General features: G+C 56.5%; 9 protein-coding genes and 1 tRNA gene. 7 read left to right on the top strand and 3 right to left on the bottom strand.

The annotated features are described in order from the left end of the window. Positions 1-374: 374 nt before the first annotated feature. From fabI to gloB, 3 genes are all read right to left on the bottom strand, one after another. Positions 375-1,157 carry an enoyl-ACP reductase FabI gene (fabI, locus tag BM062_RS15425; protein WP_092398374.1) on the bottom strand — a complete coding sequence of 261 codons (783 nt, stop codon included), beginning with the start codon at positions 1,155-1,157 and terminating at the stop codon, positions 375-377. A 215-nt stretch (positions 1,158-1,372) separates the two neighbouring features. Then, positions 1,373-2,884, bottom strand: a complete 1,512-nt coding sequence (locus BM062_RS15420) for a transglycosylase SLT domain-containing protein (protein WP_092398372.1) — start codon at positions 2,882-2,884, stop codon at positions 1,373-1,375. A 214-nt stretch (positions 2,885-3,098) separates the two neighbouring features. Then, positions 3,099-3,905: a hydroxyacylglutathione hydrolase gene (gene gloB / locus BM062_RS15415; RefSeq protein WP_371326593.1), complete on the bottom strand. Its 807-nt coding sequence runs from the start codon at positions 3,903-3,905 to the stop codon at positions 3,099-3,101. Between the two features lie 22 nt (positions 3,906-3,927). Here gloB and BM062_RS15410 point away from each other — a divergent pair, with 22 nt between their 5' ends. From BM062_RS15410 to BM062_RS15380, 7 genes are all read left to right on the top strand, one after another. Continuing rightward, positions 3,928-4,713, top strand: coding sequence for a class I SAM-dependent methyltransferase (locus BM062_RS15410; RefSeq protein WP_092398368.1), 786 nt, complete (start codon positions 3,928-3,930; stop codon positions 4,711-4,713). Positions 4,714-4,764: 51 nt separating this feature from the next. After that, positions 4,765-5,199 (top strand): ribonuclease HI, encoded by a 435-nt coding sequence (rnhA, locus tag BM062_RS15405; protein WP_092398366.1) that lies wholly within the window; start codon positions 4,765-4,767, stop codon positions 5,197-5,199. A 73-nt stretch (positions 5,200-5,272) separates the two neighbouring features. Next, positions 5,273-6,010: a DNA polymerase III subunit epsilon gene (gene dnaQ / locus BM062_RS15400; protein WP_092398364.1), complete on the top strand. Its 738-nt coding sequence runs from the start codon at positions 5,273-5,275 to the stop codon at positions 6,008-6,010. 66 nt (positions 6,011-6,076) lie between these two features. Next, positions 6,077-6,153, top strand: a tRNA-Val gene (locus BM062_RS15395). A 470-nt stretch (positions 6,154-6,623) separates the two neighbouring features. After that, positions 6,624-9,230 (top strand): type VI secretion system Vgr family protein, encoded by a 2,607-nt coding sequence (locus tag BM062_RS15390; RefSeq protein ID WP_092398362.1) that lies wholly within the window; start codon positions 6,624-6,626, stop codon positions 9,228-9,230. Beyond that, positions 9,230-11,086: an esterase/lipase family protein gene (locus tag BM062_RS15385; RefSeq protein WP_092398360.1), complete on the top strand. Its 1,857-nt coding sequence runs from the start codon at positions 9,230-9,232 to the stop codon at positions 11,084-11,086. Before BM062_RS15390 ends, BM062_RS15385 begins: the two co-directional genes overlap by 1 nt. Further along, entirely contained in the window at positions 11,068-12,054 is a 987-nt protein-coding gene (locus BM062_RS15380) for a T6SS immunity protein Tli4 family protein (RefSeq protein WP_254785093.1), read from the top strand. The genes BM062_RS15385 and BM062_RS15380 overlap by 19 nt, the downstream gene beginning before the upstream one ends. The last annotated feature ends 80 nt before the right edge of the window (positions 12,055-12,134 follow it).

The raw sequence follows: 12,134 nt of genomic DNA, 5'->3' as shown, positions 1-12,134 counted from the left end.
CTTTTACAATGCGATGTTCCAATTTGAGGCCGGAACACGCTTAGGCTTGCGCAGCTACTTATTGTTTTTTACAGCGCCACCGGATCAGGACCCGGTAACTTGCTGTCTGCGTTCGTTATTGCAACGCAGCACAGAATAATACAATACTTTTACGGTTGATGCACCTTATTCATGCGATTGCCGCAAATTAGGCCGGGTTTGCGGCTGTACCGTTGTTTGCGGCGCATTTTCAGGGATTGCAGTTGAAGCATAGGCAACTGTTGTTGCAGTCGGATAATGCCGTCGCCTGGATAGCCTGCAGACAAACGCCCAGCTATGCCGGGCGTTTGATTTGTTTGTGCCAACCGCGTGCGGCAGCTTCTTGCTGCTGCAGATTATTCGGCGATGCCGCCCACCACGTGCGAGAAACCGCCGTCGACATAGGTGATTTCACCGGTGATGCCGCTGGACAGGTCCGACAGCAGGAAGGCGGCGGCGTTGCCGACGTCCTCTACGGTCACATTGCGGCGCAGCGGGGCGTGCTCGGCGACAAAACCCAGGATCTTGCCAAAACCCTTGATGCCGCTGGCGGCCAGGGTCTTGATCGGGCCGGCTGAAATACCGTTCACGCGCACGCCCTTGGGGCCTAGCGAGCCTGCCAGGTAGCGCACGCTGGCTTCCAGCGACGCCTTGGCCAGGCCCATCGTGTTGTAGTTGGGGACCACGCGTTCCGAACCCAGGTAAGTCAGCGTCAGCAGCGCCGAATTCGGGCGCAGCATCGGCAGCGCGGCTTTCGCCATCGCCGGGAAGCTGTAGGCGGAAATGTCGTGCGCGATCTTGAAGCCTTCACGCGACAAGCCGTCGAGGAAATCGCCCGCAATGGCTTCGGCGGGAGCAAAACCGATGGCGTGGACCAGGCCGTCCAGGTGATCCCAGGACTTGCCGAGGTCGGCAAACAGAGCGTTGATCTGCTCGTCGCTGCCAACGTCGCAGTCGAAAATCAGTTCGCTGCCGAATTCTTTGGCGAAATTGGTGATGCGTTCCTTGAAGCGCTCGCCGACGTAGGTGAAGGCCAGCTCGGCGCCTTCGCGCTTGCAAGCTTGCGCAATGCCGTAAGCAATCGAGCGGTTGGACAGCAAGCCCGTGATCAGAATTTTTTTGCCTTGCAGGAATGCCATATTGACTCCAGAGATGCGCGCCGCGGGTGCTGCGGACGCTTGGGTGTGTAGTTCTTGTTGAACAGGGCAAGATTGTAGGGGTTCGCCGCGCTCACGGCAACTCTGGCGGCTTGTTCACCAATCATGCATTTTTGATATCGGGCATCGAGTGAAAAAAGCCCATGGTGCGCGCAAGGCGGCGCCATGGGCCTTTTTGACCGGCATTGCTGGAGCTATCAGCCGCGCGAGCCCCGGGAGGACGCCAGGACCACCGGTTTGGTGTTCTTTTTGGCCGCGACCTTGTTCTTGCTGCCGCGGCTGGCGCTTGCCGTTGCCTTATGGTATTGCACGTTGTGGCCGGCTTTCCTGCCGCCGGAATTCGAGGCCACCATGCGGTTCGGCACTTGCAGCTGCAGGCTTTGGCCATGGCTGACGCTGTCGCGGTGCAAGCCGTTCCAGGCTTTCACCTGCGCCACGCTGACGCGATAGCGCGAGGCGATCGAAGCCAGGGTGTCGCGCTTGCCGACCTTGACATAGATGCGGCGGGTTTCAGGCGCGTCCGGAGTGACTGCCATGGTGGCGTTGTCGGCTACTTCGGCGGTGATGTCGCTGCTGGCGGCTTCGGTTTTCGGCACCAGGATGGTAGAGCCGGCCTTGAGCAGCATTCTTGGCGGTATGTGGTTGACTTCCCGGATGATCGCCGGCGTAGTGTCGAAGCGGGCGGCGATGGTTTCAATCCGTTCGCGGGCGCTGCTGACGGTATGCGAGGTCCAGGAAGAAAGCGTCTGGGTCCATTTGGTCAGGTTGTTCTTGAATTTCTCTGCATTGCTTTCGGGCAGCAGGATCTTGGTGTCGCTGCTGCCGATGATCACCGGCCGGTTGAATTGCGGATTCAGGGCCTTGAATTCATCCAATGACAGCTCCGCCAGCTGGGCCGCTACCTTGACGTCGATATCGCGGGTCTTGCCGATGGTGACGAAGTACGGCTGGTTGTCGACCTTGGGCAGCGCGATGTTGTACATCTCCGGCGCGGCGATGATGTTCTTGACGGCTTGCAGCTTGGGTACGTAATTGCGGGTTTCCGCCGGCATCAGCGGCGCCAGGCTGTTGAAGTCGATCGGCAGGCCGGCGGCCTGGTTCTTGTTGATGGCGCGCTGCACCGAGCCTTCGCCCCAGTTATAGGCAGCCAGCGCCAGTTGCCAGTCGCCGAACATGCCGTACAGTTTTTGCAGGTAAGTCAGCGCTGCATCGGTTGAGGCCAGGACGTCGCGGCGGTCATCCTTGAACATGTTTTGCTTGAGATTGTAGTCGCGCCCAGTGGCGGGCACGAACTGCCACATGCCGGCGGCCTTGGCGCTCGAATAGGCTTGCGGGTTGAACGCCGATTCGATGAACGGCAGCAAAGCCAGTTCGGTCGGCATGCCGCGCTTTTCCAGTTCTTGCACTACATGGAACAGGTAGCGCGAAGCGCGCACCGTGGTGCGTTCGAAATATTCCGGGCGGGCGCTGTAAAAATCGGTCTGGCTGACTACCTGCTGGTTGTCCAGGTCAGGGATGCCGAAACCCTTGCGGATGCGTGCCCAGATATCGATCTGTTCCATGCCGAGCATGCCGGCGCTGGGGTCGTTCGGGTCGATCAGGCTGAAAGTGGGGGTATAGATGGAAATGTCGTTGGCCTGGGCCAAGAGCGGAGTGCCGAAAAAAGCGAGCGCGGCAAAAGCGAATGTCTTGAGTTTTAGCTGATACATGGGTTCAATTTATGTGACCGGGATGTAATCAACCGGTAATAATGGATTAGACGCAGTGTACGTAAGGCGGTTTTCTCCCGTCAAGCGGAAATTGCACTGTTACAAGAGATAAGTGATTGATTTATCAGGTATTACTTTTAATAAATCGATATGCGGAGACTATCTAACCGGCAATCACAATCAATGACGATGAGTGCGGCCTCGGATTGCCGGATTACTTGAAATTGTTTTTCCACTCGCGCAGGGCGGCAAATGCCGCCACCGGATCGGCTTGCCTGGCCTGGTCGCCGAGGCGGCCGCTGGCTTGCAGGCTGGCAATAATGGTTGCTTGCTGGTAGCGCAGGAAGGGATTGGTGGCGTTTTCCAGGGCGATGGTCGACGGCACGGTGGCTTGCTGGCGTTCGCGTTTGGCTTGTTCGCTGGCCATGCGGGCGAACAGGGCCGGATTGTCCGGCTCCACCGCCAGCGCAAAACGCAGGTTCGACACGGTATATTCATGCGCGCAATACACCTGCGTGTCCGACGGCAAGCGGCTCAGCTTTGCCAGCGAGTCGACCATCTGCGCCGGGCTGCCTTCAAACAGGCGGCCGCAACCGCCGGCAAACAGCGTGTCGCCGCAAAACAGCCATGGCTGGCCTTGCGCCACATAGGCAATGTGGCCGCTGGTGTGGCCTGGCACATCCAGCACCGACAACGTCAGGCCTAACTGAGGAACGGTGGCGGTGTCGCCTTCCTTGAGCGTCTGGCTGACGCCGGCGATGTCTTCTCCGGCAGGGCCGAATACCGGTATGTCGAAGTGCCGCAGCAAAGTTTGTACGCCGCCGACATGGTCAGCATGGTGATGTGTCAGTAAAATAGCGACAAGTGTCAGGCCATTGGCGTCGAGCGCAGCCAGGATCGGCTGGGCATCGCCGGGGTCGACCACCGCCGCATGGCGGCCATCGTGAATCAGCCAGAGATAATTGTCGTTAAATGCCGGCACCGCCAATACGCTTAACGGCTTATCCGATGGTTCACTCAATGAGTTATCAATTAAGGCAGGCATGGCACATCCGTCGTCAGAAAAGTCCATTATAGCGCTCGGCCCCTGGCTGCAGACGCCCACCGGCAGCTACATGCTGGAATGGGAGCAGGCGCGCCTGGACGCGATGACGGCGGATATCTTCGGTTTCAACGCGATGCAGATCGGCGTGCCGCAAATCAAATCCCTGCAAGCGAACCGGATGCGCCACAAATGGCTGACAGACAGCCGCCTGCCGGAAGCGGGCGAAGCGCAATCCGGCGTGGTGGTGACCCACGATTTTGCCGAACTGCCGTTTGCCTCGCAAAGCCTGGACCTGGTGGTATTGCCGCATGTGCTTGAGTTCGCAGCCGAGCCGCACCAGATCTTGCGCGAGGTCGAACGCGTGCTGATTCCGGAAGGGCAGGTTATCATCTGCGGTTTTAATCCGGCCAGCTTGTGGGGCGTGCGCCAGACCGCCGGACGCATGTCGGGCGTGCATTTCCTGCCGCAGAACGCTGAATTCATCAGCCTGCTGCGCCTGAAAGACTGGCTGAAACTGCTGAACATGGAAGTCAACCGCGGCCATTTCGGCTGCTACGCGCCGCCGTACACCAGCAGCAAATGGCTGCACCGGTTTGCGTTCATGGAAAAGGCCGGCAATCGCTGGTGGCCGTATTTCGGCGCGGTATATATCGTGCAGGCGATCAAGCGGGTGAAGGGCATGCACCTGGTCGGCCCGGCGTTCAGCAAGCAGGTGATCAAGGCTGCGCGCGGCGTGCCGGCCACCAACAAGATACACAAGACGGACCGGAATGGCGCCGAGTAGCCAAGGCAAGGTTCTCAAATATAACAAGCAGCGAAAGTGAAACAGACAAGCATGGATAAAGTAGAGATATATGCCGATGGCGCCTGCAAGGGCAATCCCGGGACCGGCGGCTGGGGTGCGCTATTGGTAGCGGATGGCAAGGAAAAGGAATTGTTTGGCGGCGAACGCAATACAACCAACAACCGGATGGAACTGAAAGCGGTGATCGAAGCGCTGACCGCCCTGACTCGTCCTTGCGAGGTGACGGTATTTACCGACAGCCAGTATGTGCAAAAAGGGATCAGCGAATGGATCCATGGCTGGAAGGCGCGCGGCTGGAAAACCGCGGCGCGCGAACCGGTGAAAAATGTCGACCTGTGGCAAGCACTGGACGCCGCCCAGGCCCAGCATAAAATCGAATGGAAATGGGTCAAGGGCCATGCCGGCCACGTCGGCAACGAGCGCGCCGACCAGCTCGCCAACCGCGGCGTGACCACGGTTGTATAAAGCCGCCATGGCCAGCCGCGCTGTTTGCGGCGCGCTACTATAAATAGATGTTTGTATTGAAGATTAAGTGACCATGCGACAAATTGTTCTGGATACCGAAACCACAGGCCTCAACCCGCGCACCGGCGACCGCGTCATCGAAATCGGTTGCGTGGAACTGCTGAACCGGCGCCTGACCGGCAATAATTTCCATCGCTATATCAACCCCGAGCGCGATTCGGAAGAAGGCGCGCTGGCAGTCCACGGCCTGACCACCGCGTTCCTCAGCGACAAACCGAAGTTTGCCGAAATATTCGACGAACTGCGCGAATACATCCGCGGCGCCCAGGTCATCATCCACAACGCCCCCTTCGACCTGGGATTCCTCGATGCCGAGTACAAGCTGCTAGGCAAGGGCGCATTTTCCGGCGATATCGCCGGCGTCATCGACACCCTGGTGCAAGCCAAGGAAATGTACCCCGGCAAGCGCAACTCGCTGGACGCCCTGTGCGACCGCTACGGCATCTCCAACGCCCACCGCACCTTGCACGGCGCCTTGCTCGATTCGGAATTGCTGGCCGAGGTGTATCTGGCGATGACGCGCGGCCAGAACAGTTTCAGCATCGATCTCGGAGCAGGGCATGAGGATGCGGATGGCGGCGGTGCGGCGCTGGAGCTGCTGCCTTTGGCCGAAATCGTGGTGCGCGCGGCGAGCGCGGAAGAACTGGCTGAACATGAGCTGCTGCTCAATGGCCTGGACAAGGATGCCAAGGGCGCGTGCATCTGGCGCCAGCCGGCTGCAGATGCGGTGGAAAACCCGCCGCAAAACTGATCTTGTAAAAAATCCATACAAGACACTAGCCACGAACGAGATTTGCCATTATAATTTCGCTTCTTTAGGCGCGTAGCTCAGCTGGTTAGAGCACTACCTTGACATGGTAGGGGTCGTTGGTTCGAGTCCAATCGTGCCTACCAGTATTCTCGATGTTGTGGGAATGCTGGGATAAATCGAGAGCAACTCCCGGTTTATTTTATGAAAATCGTTTTGGCAAATTATGGATGGAAGCGCGGTATGGCTTCCATTTTTGCTTTCTATCTCCCGCATCCGCGGAATCAGTTCACTTTATATCGGCCGTAAATAATATTTGCATTTGCGCGAGCTAGCTGGCGGCCGATGTGTGTCCGGTTGTTGACGAGAGCCGGACCTCGATGCAATTCAATACGCGCATTTTTTTTGCCGCGGCCATAAAAATGCCTAGCTGTCGCAGATCGCCAACAAGAATGTGAACTCTTGCAAAATTCGCTATTTTCCAAGTATTTCCCCTTGGTAACTAATGATGTTGGCAGTTATGATTTGGTGAAATATTTATCAAGCAAATTCTCAGTAATATTCATTGCCAAAAAAACCATAATATTGATGTCGATTTAATTTCCAGGGGCGCCGCATGAGCAGTGTGTTCAAGTCTTTGATAATGGGGCGTCAGCATGGCCGCATATTGCGGCTCTCTTTCCCGCACGACGATGGTCCCCAAGCCCAGCTCCTGGTTAACAAACTCGATGCAGTAGAAAGCTTGTCCCGCGATTTCGAATTCAATGTCGAATTGTTGTCAGATGATCCGGCATTGGCGCTCAAGGATTTGCAAGGCAAGCTGTTCAGCGTAGAGCTGGTGCGGGCCGATGGCAGCCTCCGCTATTTCAGCGGTTTTTGTTTCGAGTTCCGTTTGACCAGGACCGATGGCGCGATTACGTTCTACCAGGCCAAGCTGGGTCCGTGGCTGCAGTATCTGCGGCTACGCAAAGACAATTACATTTTTCACGGCAAGACGCTGCGAGAGCAGACGGAAAGCATCTTCAGCGACTACGGCACCCATCCCGACTGGGATGTGCGGGTGCGCGGCGACGATGCGGCGATGACCGACGCCTGCCAGTTCGACGAGAGCGATTTCAATTACCTGCACCGGCGCTGGGAAGCGGCCGGCTGGTCGTACTGGTACGAACATACCGAAAAGGGTCACAAGCTGATCCTGACCGACGATACCACCCAGGCCGCGGCCATCGACAATGGTCCCGACATACGCTTCCAACGCCACGGTGGCGCGACCGAAGAAGACGGCATAGGCGACTGGTCGCCGGTGCGGCAGATCGTGCCGGGCAATGTCACGCTGGCGGGATTCAATTTCAAAAGTCCCGTCCCGTTCAGTGCAGGCGTACCGACCCTGAACAAGCAAGGCAACGTCCTCGATATCGAATCCTATGAATATACCGGCGCCTATGGCGCCAAGGATGCCGGGGATGCGGATAAACTGGCTCGATTGCGCATGGAAGAAATCGAAGCGGCCGGGAAGCACTTCGAGGCAGCCGGCAATAACCGCTCGGTGCTGCCTGGGCGTTATTTTCGCCTGACCAGCCACTTTGCCTTCAATCCCTTCGGCAGCAAAGAAGAGGCCGGCAAGAGCGAGTTCCTGATCCTGTCGGTGCATCATGTCGCCATCAATAATTACCTGCAGCAGGCCGATGAAAAAGCGCACTACGATAACCGCCTGACCTGCATCCGCAAAACGATTCCATGGCGGCCAGGCCGGGGTTTCAATAGCGCCGCCACAAAAATCCTGGGGCCGCAAACCGCGACGGTAGTCGGTCCGTCCGGACCAGACAGCATCCATACCGACGAATACGGCAGGATCCGTGTACAGTTCCATTGGGACCGCATCGGTAACAACGACGAGAAGAGTTCGGCCTGGGTGCGCGTCGCCAGTTCGTGGGCCGGCGGCCAGCTCGGCGCCAAAGCGATTCCCCGGGTTGGGGCCGAAGTGATTGTGATGTGGCTGGACGGTAATCCGGATCGTCCGCTGGCGACTGGCGCTGTCTATAACCAGCGCAATATGCCGCCGTGGAAACTGGCAACGCAACAGGCGCTGATGGGTTTGCGTAGCCGTGAGCTGACGCCGAACGGTGGCAACGCTGCCGGCGGCCGCAGCAATCACTTGATCCTGGACGACACCAACGCCAAGATCCAGGCGCAGCTCAAGAGCGACCACCAGCACAGCCAGCTGAGCCTGGGACATATCACTCGCATTGAGGACAACGCCGGCCGCAAGGATGCGCGGGGCGAAGGCTGGGAGCTGCGCACCGACGGCCACGGGGTGGCGCGTTCGGCCAAGGGTATGCTGATTACCACCGAAGGCCGTGGCAATGCAGCGTCGCACATGAAAGACATGGGCGAGACTGTGCAACGCCTCACCTCGGCGCGTGACCAGCATGAAACACTGGCCGACATGGCGCAGCAGGCGGGGGCACAGGACAAGCAAGGGCAGCAAGCCGATATTGCCAAGATCCTCAAGGCGCAAAATGATGCCATCAAAGGCAGCGGCGCCAGCAGCGATGGCAGTTTCCCCGAACTGGCGGAACCGCACCTGGTGTTGGCCAGCCCGGCCGGCATCGAGACCAGTACCGCCCAATCGACTCATATCGCTAGCGGTGAACACACTGCAGTCACTACCGGTAAGAGTTTGTCGATCGCCAGCGGCGACAGTCTGTACGCCAGTATCACGAAAACTTTTCGCCTGTTTGTACAAAAAGCGGGTATGAAGATGGTCGCAGCAGCTGGTGACATCGATGTAACGACCTTGAAAGACAGTATCAACCTGCTGGCCAAACTCAATATCACGCACACAGCGGACCGGGTCATGATCACTGCCAAGGAAGAGGTCGTGATCAATGGTGGCGGCAGCTATGTCAAATACAATGCCGGCGGAATCGAACACGGCACAAATGGCATCTATGTTGCCTACGCCGCCACGCATAGCCTTCCCGGGCCAAAGAATCGTTCAGTCGATCTGCAAAATTCTGGGGCCCCAACTCCATTCGACAGGGAAGTGGTTTTCCATCATGTAGACGACCAGAACAGCGCCGCCGCCAAACAAATGTTCAAGCTCGATCGGGATGGCGCTAGCGCAGCTGGGCCTGTCACGGGATCGGACGGCAGTACTCAAATGCAACGCTCCGATGGCCCCGAATTTTACAAAGTCCGCTGGCTTGGGAGGGCCAAATAATGACGGTTCAAGGTGATGACCAAGACATCTGGCTCGATTTCACCCTAGGGGTAAACCAATCTGCCGAGGTTGGTGTTCAAACCACCCCGACTAACGACAAACGTAGGATTAGAGTACGCGTGCCTCCGGGCAAACTGATTCCGGTCGTATTTTTTCCTGGCATCATGGGCAGCAATTTGCGGCTGTCCAAAAAGCGCCAAGCAGAGATACAGCGTCAGGATAATCGCTCCTGGCGCCCCGATGACAAGGGCGATGCTTTGAAGCGACGTAATGCATCAGCAGCGGAGCGTCAAATGCGTCTGGACCCCGACGAAGTCGAAGTAGATCACTATGAAATCTCCTACGATCAAGACAAAGATCGTTTCGAGTCCACTGGCAATGCAACACAAACTTCAGATAGCCGCCATGACAATGTGCCGGACAATCTCGCGGATGTGAGTAAGTTGTTGATGAGCGATCCCAAGCTTGAAAATGATCACCACCCACTTACCGCAGGACATGAGCAACATTTTAGCGCTGCACAAAAGGCGCGCGCTCGCGGGTGGAGCGAAGTCATGTTTGGCTCTTACGGCGAAATCCTTATGCTGATGGAAAAGCAGCTCAACGACATGCTTAAGGCTGATGGCGCTAAAGTGGAAGTGTCGGCTTCCTGGGCGAACAAAAGTAACGCCCAAGCTTTAGTTGGACGCGCACCCGAGAGTTTTGGTAATTCAGACGCTCCAGCACTTGCTGAGACCGATATTAAAAAAATTGGCAACTGCTGGTATCCGGTGCACGCCTTTGGATACAACTGGCTCAAGAGCAATGGTGATGAAGCCAAAGATATCGCCCCGCGCATTCAAAAGCTTATTGACACTTACAACCAGAATGGTTTCGATTGTCCCGGTGTCATCCTCGTCACCCACAGCATGGGCGGGTTATTGGCCCGAGCTTTGATACACCCCGATTATGGCAATCTGAAAGACAAGGTGTTGGGCGTGGTTCACGGGGTTATGCCGACAACGGGTGCCGCCGCAGCCTACAAGCGCTTGCGCGCGGGCTTTGAGGGCAGCAACAAAACATGGTGGCACTTCCTCGATGGAATCCAGGGCGGCATCGTCAAAGGTGTATTGGGCGATAACGGTCAGGAGGTAACTGCAGTATTGGCCAATGCACCGGGTGGATTAGAACTACTACCTAATAAGGTGTATGGCAGCGGCTGGCTCATAGTACAAGACAGACAAGGCAAAGATTTAATGCCTGCTCTACCCAAAGAAGACCCTGCTGCAGAGATTTATACGCAAGCACAACCACAGTGGTGGCGGCTGATCAATCCAGAATGGATTGATCCAGCGGGATTGGGTAAGATGCCCCCAGAAAATGGCGGCAAGAAGGAAGACAAAATTGGCCCAGAAGCCACGATGAAACGTATCGACAATGCCATGAAGTTCTCTCATGCCATCCAAGATACTTTTCACGAGGAGACTTACGCACATTTCGGTGCAGATCATGAACAAAGGGCGTGGAACGATATTGCCTGGAGAGTCACTGAGGGTAATGCTCAAGCTGCCGGTGATCCGATGGCTTGGACCTTGCTGGAAGGCGAACACGGCGACAATGGAAAAGGCACAATCCGTGTATTGGGAGCCAACGCGACGACTTTAACTCTGGAACTTCAAGCTGCGGCAGCGCCTGGCGACGGAACGGTACCAATGGTACGTAGCGCTGACAAGGTGCAGGCCAAATACAAATTTACTCAAACCGGTTACGATCATCAAGGTAGCTATGGTAATCCGGCTGCGCAAGCTGCCACGCTGTACGGCGTGGTCAAGATTGCCTATGCCTACAATGAGGCGTGGTGGGAAAAGAAGAACTGATCAAGGAATCGATGATGAATCAACGAATCGAAAAATTGTTTTCCAAATCTAAACTATTGTGCTTTGGGCGATATGTATTGCTGGCGCCTCAAGACGCCAAGCTGATATTTGGCTCGGATTTCCCGACGCTGCCGAACAGAGCCAAGGATATCAAGCAGATTATGGAATCTAGGCGGGCAGAGATATTAGCGAAGGACAAGACCGCAAAGATTAACTACTTTGGCCCAGGCCCGGCATCCAATGTGATGTGGATTCGGTATTACGAGGACGAGTTTTCTCCAAAGTATGGTTTAGAGAGTTTTGACACCTACTATATAGTTGGTCCGCATATATTTGTCGGAGGCGGGGCTACTGCTAAGAGCCAGAATTCAACTGCCGAGTCCATCACGGCGAAAACCATTGAGATTGCTCAAAACCTTCGTCCTCGTGCCCCCGACGAAGTTCCCACGGAACCTGGCTTGTGTCATGAATTCGGCTTCACTCGCTTAGCGAGTGACAAGGGCCAAGTACTATCTCAAGTTGGACTCTACCTTCCAGAATTACCCGACATCACCTTCAGTGTCGAGAGCAACCAAAATGCCAGCACCCAGGGCAGTAATGGCCACAGCCTGCTCAAACAAATCAATGACAGGCGCAAGGAGTTGGGTGATAACTACCCCAAAATCGTCACTTTGCGCGAAGGCAAACGCAACGTGCATGGCTGGGCCGGCGAGGAATCGCTGGTGCGTCGTGCTGACGGCACCCATGACTTTGAATGGAAGTTTGTCGGCGAAACAGGTAATGTGGCCAAGCCTGCCATGCTGGACGTAACGATGTACAGCAAGGTCAAGGCCAACCGCGTTGGAGCCGCATCCGCCGCTTCCGTCGACGACGACGAAGCGCTAGCCTTGTGGGACAAGCTGCTGGAAGGCTTGAAGTTCCGAGTCGCCGTGCCAGGCGCACCGAACGACGCGGTGGCGCTCCCATGAGTGTGGTGACGACTATGGTGCCAATATCTCGTCGCCGTGCACTTGGCATTCTGCTCGTTACATTAGCTGTGCCTTTGACA

Source organism: Collimonas sp. OK412, from assembly GCF_900112135.1.
Lineage (GTDB): Bacteria > Pseudomonadota > Gammaproteobacteria > Burkholderiales > Burkholderiaceae_D > Collimonas > Collimonas rhizosphaerae.
Note: the sequence above shows the minus strand (reverse complement) of the source record. Positions and strands in the feature narration are given on the sequence as shown.

Excerpts from the sequence above, each read along its gene's own strand:
- rnhA (WP_092398366.1), top strand. The coding sequence starts at position 4,765 with ATGGATAAAGTAGAGATATATGCCGATGGCGCCTGCAAGGGCAATCCC.
- BM062_RS15385 (WP_092398360.1), top strand. The coding sequence starts at position 9,230 with ATGACGGTTCAAGGTGATGACCAAGACATCTGGCTCGATTTCACCCTA.
- BM062_RS15390 (WP_092398362.1), top strand. The coding sequence starts at position 6,624 with ATGAGCAGTGTGTTCAAGTCTTTGATAATGGGGCGTCAGCATGGCCGC.
- BM062_RS15420 (WP_092398372.1), bottom strand. The coding sequence starts at position 2,884 with ATGTATCAGCTAAAACTCAAGACATTCGCTTTTGCCGCGCTCGCTTTT.
- fabI (WP_092398374.1), bottom strand. The coding sequence starts at position 1,157 with ATGGCATTCCTGCAAGGCAAAAAAATTCTGATCACGGGCTTGCTGTCC.
- dnaQ (WP_092398364.1), top strand. The coding sequence starts at position 5,273 with ATGCGACAAATTGTTCTGGATACCGAAACCACAGGCCTCAACCCGCGC.
- BM062_RS15410 (WP_092398368.1), top strand. The coding sequence starts at position 3,928 with ATGGCACATCCGTCGTCAGAAAAGTCCATTATAGCGCTCGGCCCCTGG.